The following is a 15985-nucleotide window of genomic DNA, read 5'->3' on the forward strand; positions in this document are numbered from 1 at the left end:
ACAGACGAGACCCCGCACGAAGCGAAGCGTAGGAGGAGGCTCGGCGCTCGCCCGCGGAAAGCGAGCGGAATGCTTCGGAAAACAACAGTAGAGTCACAGAGTGCCAAATGAAAAAAGTGAGGTATTCAACGATTAAATCGTTGAATACCTCGCAATGTGAGAAGATATGGGCTTTTTCAGTGCCCTCCATTAAATGAGATCTCTCTTGTTGTTACTTGGCTGCTCCTTGCTTCAAGTTACCTGTCTTTTGGTCATAGAAGCGGAGTAAATCACCGTTAATGATGGCATCCGAACTTTCAAGTTCTTTCGTAGCTCGATCAGCGTATGGCTGACATGGCTCACCATCAATTTCTTCACCAGTTGCTTTGTCATAGCAAGCTTCACCAGCATATAAATATTTATCTGTTACAAAACGACCATCGCGGAAAACAATGAAGTCTTCATGCTCTGGTGAGAATAGGTCTGCACCAAGTTGCATATCTTTTGACGTTTCAACGCCAAGAAGGTGTAGAATTGTTGGACGTAAATCCATTTGTCCAGCAATCTCTGTCATTTCTTTACCATCACCTGATCCAGGAATATGGATAAATAAAGGTACTTCTTGTAGCATTGCATTATCAAATGGTGTAATGCTATCTTTTCCTAAATATTGAGCCATCGCTTTGTTGTGGTTTTCTGAAATACCGTAATGGTCACCATACATGACAATAATCGAGTTATCATATACACCTTGATCTTTTAAACTTTGGAAGAAGTCTTTAAGTGCTTCATCCATATAACGAACTGTTTGGAAATAACGATTTAATGTACCTGAATTTGAAGTGTATTCAGGAATCATTACGTCTTCTGGATCCAATGTGAATGGATAATGGTTCGTTAAAGTAATTAGTCGAGAATAGAACGGCTGTGGCATATCTTTCATTAATGCTGCAGATTGCTCTACGAATGGGATATCTTTCATACCCCAGTTAACAGCTTGCCCTTCGCCAATCTTATATGAATCTATGTCATAGAATTTATTAATGTGTAATGATTGATACATTATGTCACGGTTCCAGAATGATTTATTATTCGGATGCATGACATTTGTAAAGTAGCCATTATCACCAAGACGCTCAGCCATTGAGTTATACGTATTTCCACCATGTGTGAAGAATACCGCACCACGACCTAAGCCGAACAATGAGTTTTCTAAAATAAACTCCGAGTCAGAAGTTTTCCCTAGTCCAGTTTGGTGATAGAAGTTACTGAAATAATACGTATCTTTATCTTTTGTTAAAGAGTTTAAGAATGGTGTAATTTCATGACCATCCATTTGGTTATTAATCACAAAGTTCTGTAAAGACTCCATTGATACAACAATCAAATTACGACCTTTGTATTTACCAAACATTTCAGGGTTGACTGCTGCTTGATTAGAACGAATATAGTTGTTCACTTCTACTAATTCACTGCCATCCGCTAATGCACGTTGAGCAGAAGATTTTGATTGAATATAAATGTCATATAAATGGTAGTTATAAGTACCGATGTTTTTTACAAGTAATTCACGATCAAAGCTACGTGTTAACAATTGTGGACGCTCTGTTTCAGCTAATCCTAGGTTTAAGAACGACACAGCAATCGCTAATACGAAGTACGCGCGACGGAATTCCACGTTTACCTTTACTGCATCTTTCATCATAGGTAAATATTTATTAGCTAAAATAAGAATAAGTACGTCAACGAAATATAGTAAATCCCAAGGGCTAACAATCGCTGCTACTGAAGTTCCTAAATCCCCAAAGTTATTTGTTTGGAATAATACCGGTAACGTAATAAAGTCGTTGTAGAAGCGATAGAACGCAACATTCCCGTATAAGACGATTGACAAGATAACACTGATAGTTATTATATAACGACTTTTAACTTTTGGCGATTTAAAGAATAACGATATACCATAAGCAAATAGCACGAAGCTTAATGGATTAATAAACAAAATAAATTGTTGCATCGCATTTTCAATTTTCATCTCAAAGCTTGTGTGATAAACAATGACCGTTTTTATCCAAGTTGCTACGATTGCTAGTATCATAAATGAATGTTTAGGCCACTTTATTGATTTCATCCTTAACATCCTCCCTACTTTCTTACAAAAAAATAATATTTTTAACAATTTGTTACTGAAACAAAATATATCTTAATCCATTTTTTACAGATAATCAATAGATATATTTTGGGAAAAACTGTGCCCCTTGTTGGGTAAATGGGCCGGATAGTAATATATACGTTTTCGTTTGTAAAAAGTTTCGTAAATCATAAAAACAGTGGAAAACCACTGTTTTTTAAGAATATTACATACATATTACATTATCTTTACAATACCACAAATAAATTATATTTAAAACATTACTTATTATTTTCTTTCATGCGTAGCTTTGTTGTTTCTTGTCGAATTAGTAATAATGCCATTTGGTAATCTTTAATATCTAGTACATTCGCTTTATACAACTCACGAATTTCATCCTCCATTAACATCAAATCACCAATGGGATCTCGTGTGTAAATATAAGTACCATATGTTTTTAATAATTCATAAATATCTAACATTTTATCCATTTTTGTTCGCTCCTCGTTGTGTTACACAGTCAATACGTTTTGTCGGTGTCACAATGATATCTACTGGGCAATCGTGTGCTTCTGTAGGTACACGTTCATATAGCTGCTCATTAAATAACAAAGACATGAGCTTACCCTTTGTATAGTTTAATACATAGCGATCATAATAACCACCGCCATAGCCTATACGATAGCCGAACTTATCAAAAACAACTCCTGGAACAAGTATGACGTCCATTTCATTTGCGTCAACAAACTCACACTGCTCTGGAATTGGCTCACGCAAATGCATATACACAGTTTCTAGCTGGGCAAACGAGTCAATGGCGTAAAATAACATTTCTCTTGTTTTTGAGTTGCATTTAGGCACAGCGACTTTTTTACCAAGTTGCCATAGTTCTTCAATTAATTGAATTGTGTCGACTTCTGGCTTATTGGAAATAGTAATGCCAATTGTAGTTGCTTCTATTATATATGGTTCCTGTAGCACTTTTTTAACTACAGCATTTGATTGATCGCGGTAAGCTACTTCGCTAATTTTTGCAAGAGCTTCCTTTACCTCGTTCCGCAAAGTTGTTTTATCCATGCTAAGCTACCTCCTAAAATGTAGAAAGCCAAAACCACAAGTGGTTTTGGCTTAATGAGCGATTACTTAGTTTCACGGTGAAGAGTGTATTTCTTCTCGCGAGAGCAATATTTTTTAAGTTCAAGACGCTCTGGATTGTTACGCTTGTTCTTTTTAGAAATGTAGTTACGTTCGCCGCAATCTGTGCAAGCTAAAGTAATGTTTACGCGCATTATTAACCCTCCCACTCTATATCAAGAATTTAAATTTTGAGCATGATTTATACGACTAACCCATTATAACATAAAATAAAAAAAAATCTAGCTTCATTTCATATTAAGTTTGCATATGGTAAAATACCTTATAATTACATACTTAATGAGGTGAAACTATTGGATTTATCCATCATACTTATGATTGTAGGGATTCTTCTAATTATTACTTCGTTCTTTTTCAAAAATAGCGCGAAAAAGGTCGAACAAGATGTAGAGGAGCTATCCATCTCTATTTTTCAAGAAACAAATAATTTAAAACGTCGTCTGAAAATTGTTGAGGAAGAACTGTTATTAGAGCCAGAGTTCCAGGTTAAATCACCGCCAGCACAAAATAACGCGATACCAAACCCAAAAGTTCAACAAGTTATGCAAGCTGTTCAACAGGCTGCTCAGGCATCGAAAACAGGACAGGCTGCACCAAAAACGAAACCTATACATCAAATTATTGTAAGTCAGGTGCTTGAACTAAATAAGCAGGGTCTATCTACAGCAGATATCAGTATTCGTTCAAATTTAACTGAAGAGCAAGTCCGCCAAGTAATTGCAAACGGAGGTCGGTAATTCATGAAAATGTCCGCTATCCGTGCATTTGGTATTGCGCTTTTTCTTATCGGAGCTTTGCTAGCTTTAGCGGCGCGTTTCGATCTCAATATCGGTCTTCCAACTAAAGCTTCCCCAAATGCAGAAAATGTAGAAGAGTTGCAAAAAAAACTCGACCAAGCAAATAAAGAAATTGCATTATTAAAGGAACAAGCTAAGCAACCTTCAAAGGAAACGAAGACAGATACTGCTAAAACAACGGCTAAAGAAAATCAAAAATCGGGCGGTGCACCGGCAAAAACTACAACTATGTCACTCCAAATTTACAGTGGTATCACACCATATATCGTGGCGCAAAAGCTTGAAGATGGTGGCATTATCGACAATAGTGTTGAAATGGAACTGCTACTTGCTAACCCTAAATACGCGCGAAGCTTACAAATTGGCTCTTACGAAGTCAATTCTTCGATGTCTTTAGAGGAAATTGCAAAATTGATTACAGGGAAAAAGCAATAATAGTACGATTCGATTAATAAAGATGACTGTCATCAAAAATCACAACTACTGATTTTCGATGACAGCCTCTTTTGTTTCATTTATGAAATTTGTTCGATGAAAGCTCGCATCATGATACTGCCCTCTTTTGTCCCAATGGATTCTGGATGAAATTGCAGCCCAAAGAGTGGGTACTCCTTATGTTGAATTGCCATAATTTCACTATCATCACTAGACTTTGCTAAAATATTAAAATCCTCATGTAACGTGCTTTGCTCAATGACGAGAGAATGATAACGCATTACTTCGATTTTACCATCTAACTGAGCAAATAAGCCTGTTTTTTCATATTGAATAGGCGATAATTTTCCATGCATTATATTTTTAGCTTGAACAATGTTTCCTCCAAATGCTTGCCCTATCGATTGGTGTCCAAGACAAATGCCCAAAATCGGAAATTTCGTATAAAGCTCTTTGATCACATCTACTGTTATTCCTGCATCAATTGGCCTACCTGGGCCGGGTGATAAAATAATGGCTTCAGGTTGTATTTTCTGAATGTCTTCAATTGTTATTTCATCATTCCGTACTACTTTTACATTTTTCCCAAGCATTCGTATTTGCTGAAATAAATTATAGGTGAATGAATCATAGTTATCGATCAGTAAAATCATTTTTTCACCTCCAATAACGCTCGAGCTTTATTTAACGTTTCTTCGTATTCAGACAAGGGCACTGAATCGTAAACAATACCAGCACCTGCCTGTACATGGGCACGATGATCCTTTATGATCATTGTTCGAATGGCTAAAGCTAAATCCATATCACCTGTAGCAGAAATATAGCCTACCGCACCTGCATAGACACCACGCTTCACAGGCTCGAGCTCATTGATAAGTTGCATAGCACGAATTTTCGGCGCACCTGATACTGTACCAGCAGGTAAGCAAGCTCGAAGAACATCCAAAACATGTACATCATCATGTAATTCTCCGATAACCTCTGATACAATATGCATAACATGTTTATATCGCTCAATATGCATATATTTCATCAACTTTACTGAACCCACTTTGGCAATACGTCCAAGATCATTTCGCCCTAAATCCACCAGCATCCGATGTTCAGCGATTTCTTTTTCATCATTTAAGAGACCTTCCGCAATCACGTTATCCTGCTCCACAGTTTTACCCCTTGGCTTCGTACCAGCTATAGGATTGGTCGTTACCTTTCGATCTTTCACCTTAACGAGACTTTCAGGAGATGTTCCTAAAATGGTATACGTGCCGAAATCCATATAGAACATATATGGTGAAGGATTAGAAGTACGTAATTGACGATATAAAGCAAAAGGATTACCTGTATATGGTGAAGTGAAGCGTTGTGATAAAACAATCTGAAAAATATCACCTTTACGAATATGCTGTTTTGCACGTTCAACCAGTGCTACAAAATTTTCTTTGGCGATCATTGGTCTGAAATCTAGCTTTCCAAACGTCGTGTCGTCAAATGTTGTTCCAGCATATAGCTGCTCCTTCATCATAGAAATAGCCAATTCCATCGCTTCAAGAGAACGCCCTTCATCAAATAAATCAATTGCTGCTAGTGTAATCTCTTGCTTTAAATGATCAAAAACAATGAATGTATCATAGAAAAAAATATGGACATCCGGCATTTCTAAATCATCCTGTAAGTATTCGCCTATTTTTTCTGAATAAAATGCTGTTTCGTAACCAAAGAAACCAATTGCTCCTCCAAAAAAGGCAAACGGGTACTGCGCCTGATGAAAGGGCATAACTTGCTGTAATTTTTCTAATACATTGGTACTCGATTTTTCTGTTTCTCCACCTTTGGAAAATGAATAACCATTCTTATCTCCAATCAGTTCTGCAATTGGATTGACGGCAATAAATGAGTAACGTCCACTTTCTTCATGCTTGGCAGACGACTCGAAAAGCATTTTATGCTCCCCTTCAAGTGATTGATAAACGGAAATTGGCGTCATCATATCACCCTGTAATACCTTCATGGCAAACTTTCTAAGCTCAACTGTCATACTCTTTCTCTCCTCTTCTTTGCTCTGCTCTTCTACACCAAAAATAATCAATTAGGCTTCGGCGTAATGGACGCTTTCGCTTCTAAAAACATTGCGTCCGGAATTTGAAACTGTGTAAAACACTATTGATTCCGCCAAACCATATAAAAAGGCCTTCCCATCACAAAAGGACGGAAAAGCCGTGGTGCCACCTTCATTGGTCTTTATTAATTATGCACCAGCATAATTACATTCAGCTGACGTTTGAATACCTGCTGAAGGAGTTAAAAGACCCACTCTATACCCTGTAACGTAGGCAGACGCTAATCCATACTTTATTCAGGATTAGAGCTCCGAAGTCCATTCACTATTTATTTGTACTAGTTTCCACCAAGCACTAGCTCTCTATAACAAATAATAATAGTTACTACTCTTCATCAAAGCTGATAACATGTATTCATTGTAAAGCAAATAAACTAACAATTCAATTTATTTTTTATTACGAAACCATTCATCTTCAGCTGGATTTGCTAGTATAATAGTTAGTTCTTGAAAGATTTGACGTATAGCAAATAAAATATCTTGTCGCACATTTAGCATCTCCGCCGTATCATTTGTTGTTACATAGAAACGCACAAGGACACGATACGAGGTTGGATAAAACTCATCTATAAATACATGAATCATTTCTTTTTCTGTTTGAGCATGCAAATAAATTTCCTTTTGAATGGTACTTAAAGCACTTCGTAGTTTTTCCTCTTCATTTTCAGCAGCTACGAATAAAAATTGCTCACATTTTCGTTTTTCTCGTCTCGATAAATTATAGATTGGTCGATTTACCAAATAGGAGTTAGGTACATATACTAGACCTTTATCCCCCGTTTGAATTAAAGTACTTCGAAGATTAATATCTTCGATAGTTCCTTCAATTTTTTGGTCCTCCGTTGCTATCCAATCGCCAATTTGAAAGGGGTTATCTAATGCGACTGACATCCCACCAAAAACATGTGCTAGTGTATCTCGAATACCAAAAGCAATCGCGACACCAGTTAGGCCAATCCCGGTTAAAAAGCCATTTAAATTAAAATCCCAAAAAGAAGCAATCGTAAACATTGCCAATATCATAATGAGCACTTTTCCTATACGAAGGAAAAAAGGTAATAGAACATTTGGTTCTTCATCGTTATTCAACGGCAGTGGCTGCTTTGTATAATAATTTAAAACATCGTATACGCCTTTGAACGCAAAAAAGACCATAATAGACCATACAAAATTTTTAGTTGCTACATGTGTAAATAAAAAGATTTCTAATAAAATTGATAAGCTGAGTACAATTATTGCAGACATAAATGCATAGCGAATCGCTTTATTAAATTGTGCGAGTACTGTTGCCTGAAAGTAACGCTGACGATTTCTCAAAAATGTAACAGTACGATTAATAATTTTCTTTATAACAAACTGCTGAAAAAGCCAACCAATTACACATAGTGCAACGGCAATAATAATTTCCATCCACGTTGGGGTTGAAATATTAGGTAATAACCATTTCAATGAATTCAAATTTCATTCTCCTCTAACTACTATGTATATTCACAGAAAAGGAGCCGATCAGCAATGACGATCAGCTCCGTTTTTATTGAATTGCATCATCCGCAAAAAAAGCCTTATTAGCAAACCAAAATTGCTGCTCATTAAAATTATGTTCATGCATAACGATGACCGAAAATTCAGCATGGTACTTACGCTTCATTTCCTCAAGTACAGCCTTTGCTTGCTTTCCAACAAGATGCTGCCCATCAATAGGAGTGCCTTCTGTAAAAATAATAACATCTGCTTCTGTACAATGTTGATTTTCTTGGAGCAAGCCCTTTACAAAATGGAGCACAGGCAGAATTTCTGCTTCTCCATTTGCCCTATAATTTATAAAATCCTTAAAATCGGATAAATTTAAATGCCCGCCTTCAAATCGAAAATGTACATGAACATGACAGTCATATGGAACGATATATAAATCTCGACGTTCACGATGCGCACTCATAAAGAACGGTAAAATTATGCTCTTACAAAGGTCAGAATATGCCGCCATACCCGTTGTTTGCTCAAGGCAGATAATAATTGGACCTGTTTCTTTTTTGTATTCCTCAAACGGAACATATAGGATATTTCCTTTTTTTATTCTTTGACGATTAAGCTTTCGACGCCTAACTATGTGCCACTTTCGCTCATCATACAAGCGCTGCTCTTTTCCATTGGCCAATCGTTCGGCATGCTCAACAACTGGTATATTTCCATAAATTTCATGCATGATATCTGCCAATTCAAGTGCAAATGCTGCCATACTTCGCAATGTTTCACTCTTGTAAAAAAAATCTATAAAAAAATGTTGTTCGATGTTACTTAATTCCTCAAGATGTAAGTTTTCATATAGAAAACGAAAAAAGTCACATTGTTCTGACGTGAATGCCAGATCAAATTTCTCTAAGAGTGATTCTACAGCGTCTTTCACAAGCAGCACCTCTTCACCACAATTTTTCGGATAATGTCTATAGTATAACCAAAATAATTTTTTGACAATACAATAACGCTTGCAGTATTTTGACGCTATTTTTAATAAAACGTTGCTGTTACTTAGTATTATTAAAATACGGCTGTTCAGCAAGGCGAGGGGTTGATTTCCGTTCCGATTGAGCGCTTTATCGCTGACGCTTCGCTTTCGCACATTTTCAACACTATGAAAAAAAAGAGCCTATAATTGGCTCTTATCAGACCGCAATACAAACGTTCCTCCTAATGAATAAAGTTTTATGTTTACTCATACTGTCGATAGGAACTATTGATTCACGGAGAGTGGCGACTCTAGCGGGATGGGCTTAAGCAGAAAGCCCCGCAGGAACGAAGTGACGAGGAGGTTGAGTCCAAGCAGTGGAAAGCGCCAACTAGGAGGGAAAATCAACCTTTGTTTTTTGATCCACTTTATGTCGACAAATTAAAAAGAGCCTATAATTGGCTCTTCTGTTACTAATTATTTAATTCATAATGTTTACCTTTGACTAAATAAAATAAGTGTTCAGCAATATTTGTTGCATGGTCAGCTGAGCGCTCTAAATATCGGCAAACAAAGGTTAAATGTGTGATTTGAGAAATATGTGCTGGATTTTCAGCTCCTGCGCGCATCAATAGCGTGATTGTCGCTCCATATAAATCATCGACGTAATCATCTAGTTCAGCAATTTCCTTGGCATGAACAGTATCTTCCTCTGTAAAAGCTTTGATAATACTTTCTAGCATTTCAACAGTCTTATTACACATCGTTTGCAAATTTGATGTAGGGAAGACAAGTGGCTCTTTGCCGATACGAATCGTCTCTTTTGCAATATTCACTGCATAGTCCCCTACTCTTTCCATATCAGATGCTGCTTTGACTAGCACCATAAGACGACGTAAATCAGTAGCTACAGGCTGCTGCTTAGCAATCATTAAAATAATATGGTCATTAATTTCCTCTTCAAGACGATTGATGATGATATCGTCCTCAAGAATCTTCAAGGATGCCTCTAAATCTTGATTTAATAATGCTTCAAATGCTATTTTAAGAGCATTGATACTACTATTGGCTATCTCGATAAATTGTTCTTGGACTTCTTTTAATTCCTGTTCGAAACGTTCACGCACTACCATCTAGTCTCCTCCTTAACCGAAACGACCTGAAATATAATCTTCAGTACGTTGATCTGCTGGTGTTTGGAAGATAACGTCTGTTTTATCGTACTCAACGACCTCTCCATGTAGGAAAAATGCTGTTCGATCAGAAATTCGTGCCGCTTGCTGCATATTATGTGTCACGATAATAATTGAATAATCTTTTTTCAGCTCTTGAACAAGTTCCTCAACTTTTAATGTAGAAATCGGATCAAGTGCAGATGTTGGCTCATCCATTAAAATAACATCTGGTTCGATCGCTAAACAACGCGCCATACAAATTCGTTGTTGTTGACCACCTGATAAACCATATGCATTTTGATTTAAGCGATCTTTTACTTCATCCCAGATTGCCGCACCACGCAATGATTTTTCAACGATTTCATCAAGAATTTTTTTATTTTTTATGCCATGGATACGTGGGCCATATGCAATATTATCGTAAATTGACTTTGGGAATGGGTTTGGCTTTTGGAATACCATACCAACACGAGTGCGTAATTCCTCAACAGTATAGCTTTTATCTAAAATATTGCGCTCACGATATACTATTTCACCTGATGTTCGAACACTCGGTACAAGCTCTACCATTCTATTTAGCGTTTTTAAATAGGTAGATTTACCACAGCCAGAAGGGCCAATTATAGCTGTTACTTCATTTTCGTAGATGCTTAAATTGATGTCTTTTAAACCATGATGATCTCCGTACCATAAATTTAAATTACGTGTATCATATACTACTGTTTTAGCAGCATCGGTCGATGGCTTTATCGCCGTATGAATCGATTTAACAATTGAATTTTCCTCTTTTATTTCCAGTACCATAAGGTCACCTCATTAATAACGTTTTTGGAATTTATTTCGAATAAAGATGGCAATAGAGTTCATCAGTAAAAGCACTGTCATAAGAACTAAAATACCCGCTGCCGCTACATATTGAAATGCCTCTTGCGGACGTTTTGCCCAATCGTAAATTTGCATTGGTAAAGCTGTGAATTGGCTTAACAGACCATTAGGTAAAAATTGTAAAATTACTGGAATTCCAATAACAACCAGTGGTGCTGTTTCACCAATCGCGCGAGACATTGCTAATATACTTCCTGTTAAAATTCCAGGAATAGCTGCTGGTAGCACAACATGCAATATCGTTTGCCATTTGGTCGCGCCCATACCGTAAGAAGCTTCGCGCTGTTCATTCGGCACTGCACGAATAGCCTCCTGCGCCGCAACAATAATCACTGGTAAAATTAATAAACTCATTGTTAAACCGGCAGCTAAAACACTTTTCCCTAGTCCCAACATTCGAACAAAAATTGTTAACCCAAGTAAACCAAAAACAATGGACGGTACACCTGCTAGATTGGAAATATTCATACGAATAAAGTCGTTTAGTCTATTTTTCTTTGCATATTCCTCTAAATAGATCGCAGTTCCTACACCTATAATAATCGACACTGGCGCAACAACTGCCATCAGCCAAAGTGAACCAATTAAAGCAGCCTTAATGCCCGCTTTGTCTGCAAAACGCGAAGCAAAATTTGTTAAGAAATCGATTGATAAATAGTCGACACCTTGTGTTACTATACGATAAAGCAAAATAGCTAGTGTCACTAATGCAAAGGTCGTTGCTAAGAAGAAAAAGAACTTCCAAACTTTATTGAATATAATACGCTTTGTCATTCGTTTCATGACGACCGTGTCATCAATATAGCGCATGCTAGTAAACCTCCCTAAAGCGTTTCGAAATATATTGAGCAAGTAAATTCATCACTAAAGTAAAGATAAATAATGTGAATCCTACTGAGTAAATCGAATAATAAATTGTCGTACCATAGCCAGCATCACCTGTTGCAACTTGTACTATATACGCAGTCATCGTTTGAATCGAGTCTGTCACATCTAGATCGAATTTAGGTGTAGATCCACCAGCAAGTGATACGATCATCGTTTCACCAATTGCCCGGGAAATAGCGAGGACAACTGAAGCAATAATGCCTGATAATGCAGCTGGTAATACTACTTTTATAGCTACTTCAAACTTTGTTGCTCCGAGAGCTAGCGCTCCTTCACGCATACTGTTCGGGACAGATGACATCGCATCCTCAGAAAGTGACGTAATCATTGGTAAAATCATAATGCCTACAACAATCCCCGGACTAAGTGCATTAAAAAGTTTCAGCCCTGGAATGATTTGCTGTAACATCGGCGTTACAAATGTTAATGCAAAAAAGCCATAAACAATCGTTGGTACACCTGCTAACACTTCTAAAATAGGTTTAACCGTACGTCTTACTTTTTCGCTTGCATATTCACTTAAATAGATTGCAGAAGCAATGCCAAATGGTACTGCTACGACAACTGCAATAAGTGTGACTTTCAATGTTCCAGCGATTAAAGGTAAAACTCCAAATAATGGTTCCTTTCCTGAAAACGGTAGCCACTGTGTACCAAATAGGAAATCCGTAATCGAAACACGTTTAAAGAATTCAAACGTTTCAAAAATAAGGGTGAAAACAATGCCAAATGTCGTCAATATAGAGATAAGTGCCGCAGAAAATAATAGGGTTGGCATAGCTTTTTCCACTATTTTCTTTAATTTTTTATTGCGCGAATTTGCAATTAATTGCTGCACAGATGATGTCTTGTTTTCTTTTTGAGAAACCATTGGGTGCTCCTTTCAAATAAGAGAGGGAAAGAGCATACATCTCTTTCCCTCTATGCATGTCTACTTATTTTAAGCCTTCTAAAGTTTTTAAAGCTTCACTATATTTATCTTCTGGTAGACTGACATAACCTACTGCTTCTGCCATATCTCCTGCGTGTTCAAGTGTATATTTGATAAAGTCATATGCCGCTTCGCTTTCTTTCATAGCACTATTTTTCACATATACAAATAGTGGTCGTGAAAGCGGTGCGTAATCACCAGATTCAATTGTTTTATTTGTTGGCTCGACGCCATTTACTTTTACAAGCCCTAATTTATCTTTATTTTCTAGGTAATAAGCGTAGCCAAAGAAGCCGATTGCGTTTTTGTCACCTGCTACACCTTGAACTAGCATGTTATCATCCTCTGATAATGTTGCTGATTTTGCTAGATCAGCACCGTCTAAAATCGTTTCATCAAAGTAATCGTACGTTCCTGAATCAGTGCCTGGTGAATAATACACGATCTTTTCATCTGGCCAAGATGGATCTATATCAGACCATTTTTTAGCTTTACCATCTTCAATCCAGATTTTCTTTAATTGCTCAACAGTTAAATCCTTCGCCCAATCATTTTCAGGATTCACGACAATAGATATGCCATCATATGCTAAAGGAAGCTCTGTAAAAGCAATTCCTGCTTTCTCTAGTTTTGCTTTCTCTTCATCTTTTACATGACGAGATGCATTTGAAAAGTCTGTCTCACCTGCGATGAATTTTTCAAAGCCACCACCAGTACCAGAAACACCTACCGATACTTTGACATTCGGTTGAGTCCCTGCATATTCTTCAACAACTGCTTCAATAATTGGTGCAACTGTTGATGAACCATCCCCAGCCACAGCCCCCTGCAGTTTTTTGTCTGCAGCGTCTTGTCCTGAGCTCGCTGGTGCATTTGTTTCTGCATTTTTTCCATTTTGTGCAGAGTCACTACCACACGCCCCAAGCATTAATGCTGAACCCATTACCGCTGTCATCGTTAAGTACTTCCACTTTTTCATCTCATTTGCCTCCGTCACTAACATTTTTATAGTTATTTGTCTTACAATCTTTACTATAATGACTAAATGTTGAAGTCGTATAAACAGTTCGTAAAAGAGACGTAAAGGAATGTAATGCTTTGTAAACAATTGTAAAGATGAATTTACAATTGTAGCTGTTGCCAGGTTAACAATACGTTCAGATTTTGAATTGTGCCTAGGCTGTACGAGGTCCGACACGTTGTCGGCCATTTCGATAATGCCACACGCCATGGCGTTTTTTACCGATGCAGGTCAGATAGCCGTTTTGCTTTAATCATCAGATAAACTTGCTTCCTTTTGGAAAGATGCTATAATAAGCAATTGTGTCAGGAAATAATCTAAGAGGAGTTTGACTTTGTGATTAAACATACAAAAGTACAAAATACCGATTACTTTAAAACGTATTTAACACTTATTATGGAACATCGTGAATATACTCTACAGGAAGCCGTTGATTTTATGGTAGAGACTTATTTCTGTAATAATATAGAGCTTTATGGATTAAAGCCGAAACAACAATTTGAATTAGCTATTCAACAATTATCTGTACAATAGGCTTTTTATATAAAAATTAATAAAACACGATATGAAATGGTGATTTTTCATACCGTGTTTTTTCGCGGGTAGTCAATTATACTCTAAAACTGTAAAAAACCGCTAGGCATATAAATGCACTAGCGGTTTCTTTTATTTTTGCTCATCTTCACCAATTTTGTCTTTTGAAATAGCTGGTAAAATTGGTTGTTTTACATTACTTTCAGTCACTTTCTCAGTGTTATATTTTGCTTTTAACTCAAAATATTTATCGACAGCTTTTCTAGCAATCTCACTATTAGCAGAAAAAGGTTGACCTGGGTTTGTTGATGCCCATGGAATAACAACAGCATAGGCAATTTCAGGATTTTCATAAGGGGCAAAGCCAACATGTGTATAAGTAAGTGAATACTTACCCCAATACTGTCGTAAATCCCCGTAATACATTACTTCAGCTGTTCCCGTTTTCCCTGCCGCTGTATAAGGTGCATTTGCAAATTGTCTTTTAGCTGTACCATATGCACCTGTATAAACACGACGAAGCCCTTGTTTCACATAGTTAATTTCAGATTGTGAATTATCAATTTGATTTAAAATAGTTGGTCCTATTTCAGTTACTAATTGACCTAGTGATTGCCCATCTTTTGATGGTTCACGCACTTCTTTGACAACATGTGGCTGAATGCGATAGCCACCATTTGCTACTGTCGAAATATACTGTGCTAATTGTAATGGTGTATACGTATCATACTGTCCAATCGCTAAGTCGAGTGCTTTACCCCCATAGGCTGGACCAGTTGGACCTTGTACCCCACTAACTTCATTTGGTAAATCAATCCCTGTATTTACACCCAACCCGAATTGTGCATAAGAATTACGCATTTTTGGGAATGTATCGTCATTTAAACGAAGTGGCATCCCATAGCTATATGGTGTTCCATTAATAAGCAAAGCTGTTTTAAACATATAAACGTTTGAAGATTGCTCCAATGCTCTTAAACCATTCATTGAAATATAGCCACTACGGTTAAAAATTGATTTTTTCGCATCAGTACCCTTTAACCAGATTGGTTCATCTCCTAATACAGTGCTTGGTGTAATAGCTCCTAGCTTGTAACCCGTTAGTAATGTTGCTGCCTTAACTGCAGAACCTGCCTCATAAGCTGTTGTAAATGTACCATATGAATAATCGACGACTTCATTTTTCCCTGTTTCAGGATTTTTCTCAATTTTCTTACCAACCATTGATAATATATCGCCTGTATTTGGGTCCATCATTACTAAAAAGGCACGGTCAAGTAAAGATGAAGCCCCTCCTGATTTTAATTTTAGCAACTCTTGCTCAACAATTTTTTCAGTTGCAGCTGTTAACTCACTATCTAGTGTTAAGACTAAATCTTTACCAGGCTCGCCTTCATAGGTCGTAACCGTATCGACTACCTGCCCTTTTTTATTCGTAATATTTTTAACGACTGATTTTTGCCCTTGCAGTAAATCTTCATATTGCGCTTCAATATAA

Annotated in this window: 18 protein-coding genes and 1 other annotated feature; of the genes, 3 read left to right on the forward strand and 15 right to left on the reverse strand. The window is 37.0% G+C overall.

Going from position 1 to position 15985, the window contains the following annotated elements; translation table 11 throughout:
• The 5 genes from PVA17_RS22210 to rpmG all read right to left on the reverse strand — a co-directional run.
• A partial coding sequence (locus PVA17_RS22210) for a hypothetical protein (RefSeq protein ID WP_274069000.1) occupies window positions 1–190 on the reverse strand: 190 nt, incomplete at its 3' end.
• A 21-nt stretch (window positions 191–211) separates the two neighbouring features.
• Window positions 212–2107 (reverse strand): LTA synthase family protein, encoded by a 1896-nt coding sequence (locus PVA17_RS22215; protein WP_274069001.1) that lies wholly within the window; start codon window positions 2105–2107, stop codon window positions 212–214.
• 281 nt (window positions 2108–2388) lie between these two features.
• A complete protein-coding gene (locus PVA17_RS22220) occupies window positions 2389–2598 on the reverse strand; it encodes a YqgQ family protein (protein ID WP_132356742.1) in 210 nt (69 codons plus the stop codon).
• Entirely contained in the window at window positions 2591–3184 is a 594-nt protein-coding gene (locus PVA17_RS22225; protein WP_274069002.1) for a 5-formyltetrahydrofolate cyclo-ligase, read from the reverse strand. The genes PVA17_RS22220 and PVA17_RS22225 overlap by 8 nt, the downstream gene beginning before the upstream one ends.
• 62 nt (window positions 3185–3246) lie before the next feature.
• Entirely contained in the window at window positions 3247–3396 is a 150-nt protein-coding gene (gene rpmG / locus PVA17_RS22230; protein WP_008408521.1) for a 50S ribosomal protein L33, read from the reverse strand.
• A 150-nt stretch (window positions 3397–3546) separates the two neighbouring features.
• Between rpmG and PVA17_RS22235 the strand changes: the two genes are divergently transcribed.
• Complete coding sequence (locus PVA17_RS22235; protein ID WP_337993628.1) at window positions 3547–3999, forward strand: hypothetical protein; 453 nt, start codon at window positions 3547–3549, stop codon at window positions 3997–3999.
• A 3-nt stretch (window positions 4000–4002) separates the two neighbouring features.
• Window positions 4003–4494, forward strand: coding sequence for a hypothetical protein (locus PVA17_RS22240; RefSeq protein ID WP_274069003.1), 492 nt, complete (start codon window positions 4003–4005; stop codon window positions 4492–4494).
• Window positions 4495–4574: 80 nt separating this feature from the next.
• On the opposite strand, the gene PVA17_RS22245 is transcribed toward PVA17_RS22240, so the two are convergent.
• The 9 genes from PVA17_RS22245 to PVA17_RS22285 form a co-directional block, all read right to left on the reverse strand.
• Entirely contained in the window at window positions 4575–5147 is a 573-nt protein-coding gene (locus PVA17_RS22245) for an anthranilate synthase component II (protein WP_274069004.1), read from the reverse strand.
• Window positions 5144–6529, reverse strand: coding sequence for an anthranilate synthase component I (gene trpE / locus PVA17_RS22250; protein WP_132356747.1), 1386 nt, complete (start codon window positions 6527–6529; stop codon window positions 5144–5146). Before trpE ends, PVA17_RS22245 begins: the two co-directional genes overlap by 4 nt.
• A 163-nt stretch (window positions 6530–6692) precedes the next feature.
• Window positions 6693–6958, reverse strand: a binding site (T-box leader).
• 39 nt (window positions 6959–6997) lie between these two features.
• Window positions 6998–8068: a mechanosensitive ion channel family protein gene (locus PVA17_RS22255; protein WP_274069005.1), complete on the reverse strand. Its 1071-nt coding sequence runs from the start codon at window positions 8066–8068 to the stop codon at window positions 6998–7000.
• A 73-nt stretch (window positions 8069–8141) separates the two neighbouring features.
• Window positions 8142–9014 carry a hypothetical protein gene (locus PVA17_RS22260; RefSeq protein ID WP_274069006.1) on the reverse strand — a complete coding sequence of 291 codons (873 nt, stop codon included), beginning with the start codon at window positions 9012–9014 and terminating at the stop codon, window positions 8142–8144.
• 512 nt (window positions 9015–9526) lie between these two features.
• Entirely contained in the window at window positions 9527–10186 is a 660-nt protein-coding gene (gene phoU, locus PVA17_RS22265; protein WP_132356750.1) for a phosphate signaling complex protein PhoU, read from the reverse strand.
• A 12-nt stretch (window positions 10187–10198) separates the two neighbouring features.
• Entirely contained in the window at window positions 10199–11032 is an 834-nt protein-coding gene (gene pstB / locus PVA17_RS22270; RefSeq protein ID WP_274069007.1) for a phosphate ABC transporter ATP-binding protein PstB, read from the reverse strand.
• Between the two features lie 12 nt (window positions 11033–11044).
• Entirely contained in the window at window positions 11045–11923 is an 879-nt protein-coding gene (gene pstA / locus PVA17_RS22275) for a phosphate ABC transporter permease PstA (RefSeq protein WP_132356752.1), read from the reverse strand.
• A 1-nt stretch (window position 11924) separates the two neighbouring features.
• Complete coding sequence (gene pstC / locus PVA17_RS22280) at window positions 11925–12872, reverse strand: phosphate ABC transporter permease subunit PstC (protein ID WP_132356753.1); 948 nt, start codon at window positions 12870–12872, stop codon at window positions 11925–11927.
• 64 nt (window positions 12873–12936) lie between these two features.
• Complete coding sequence (locus tag PVA17_RS22285; protein WP_132356754.1) at window positions 12937–13911, reverse strand: PstS family phosphate ABC transporter substrate-binding protein; 975 nt, start codon at window positions 13909–13911, stop codon at window positions 12937–12939.
• A 378-nt stretch (window positions 13912–14289) separates the two neighbouring features.
• Here PVA17_RS22285 and PVA17_RS22290 point away from each other — a divergent pair, with 378 nt between their 5' ends.
• Entirely contained in the window at window positions 14290–14487 is a 198-nt protein-coding gene (locus tag PVA17_RS22290; protein ID WP_248716499.1) for a hypothetical protein, read from the forward strand.
• A gap of 132 nt (window positions 14488–14619) precedes the next feature.
• On the opposite strand, the gene PVA17_RS22295 is transcribed toward PVA17_RS22290, so the two are convergent.
• The coding region (locus PVA17_RS22295) for a peptidoglycan D,D-transpeptidase FtsI family protein (RefSeq protein WP_274069008.1) at window positions 14620–15985 on the reverse strand (1366 nt) is incomplete at its 5' end.

The sequence above is a fragment of the Lysinibacillus sp. CNPSo 3705 genome (assembly GCF_028674935.1).
Lineage (GTDB): Bacteria > Bacillota > Bacilli > Bacillales_A > Planococcaceae > Lysinibacillus.

Excerpts from the sequence above, each read along its gene's own strand:
- PVA17_RS22215 (WP_274069001.1), bottom strand. The coding sequence starts at position 2,107 with ATGAAATCAATAAAGTGGCCTAAACATTCATTTATGATACTAGCAATC.
- PVA17_RS22220 (WP_132356742.1), bottom strand. The coding sequence starts at position 2,598 with ATGGATAAAATGTTAGATATTTATGAATTATTAAAAACATATGGTACT.
- PVA17_RS22225 (WP_274069002.1), bottom strand. The coding sequence starts at position 3,184 with ATGGATAAAACAACTTTGCGGAACGAGGTAAAGGAAGCTCTTGCAAAA.
- rpmG (WP_008408521.1), bottom strand. The coding sequence starts at position 3,396 with ATGCGCGTAAACATTACTTTAGCTTGCACAGATTGCGGCGAACGTAAC.
- PVA17_RS22240 (WP_274069003.1), top strand. The coding sequence starts at position 4,003 with ATGAAAATGTCCGCTATCCGTGCATTTGGTATTGCGCTTTTTCTTATC.
- PVA17_RS22245 (WP_274069004.1), bottom strand. The coding sequence starts at position 5,147 with ATGATTTTACTGATCGATAACTATGATTCATTCACCTATAATTTATTT.
- trpE (WP_132356747.1), bottom strand. The coding sequence starts at position 6,529 with ATGACAGTTGAGCTTAGAAAGTTTGCCATGAAGGTATTACAGGGTGAT.
- phoU (WP_132356750.1), bottom strand. The coding sequence starts at position 10,186 with ATGGTAGTGCGTGAACGTTTCGAACAGGAATTAAAAGAAGTCCAAGAA.
- pstB (WP_274069007.1), bottom strand. The coding sequence starts at position 11,032 with ATGGTACTGGAAATAAAAGAGGAAAATTCAATTGTTAAATCGATTCAT.
- pstA (WP_132356752.1), bottom strand. The coding sequence starts at position 11,923 with ATGCGCTATATTGATGACACGGTCGTCATGAAACGAATGACAAAGCGT.
- pstC (WP_132356753.1), bottom strand. The coding sequence starts at position 12,872 with ATGGTTTCTCAAAAAGAAAACAAGACATCATCTGTGCAGCAATTAATT.
- PVA17_RS22285 (WP_132356754.1), bottom strand. The coding sequence starts at position 13,911 with ATGAAAAAGTGGAAGTACTTAACGATGACAGCGGTAATGGGTTCAGCA.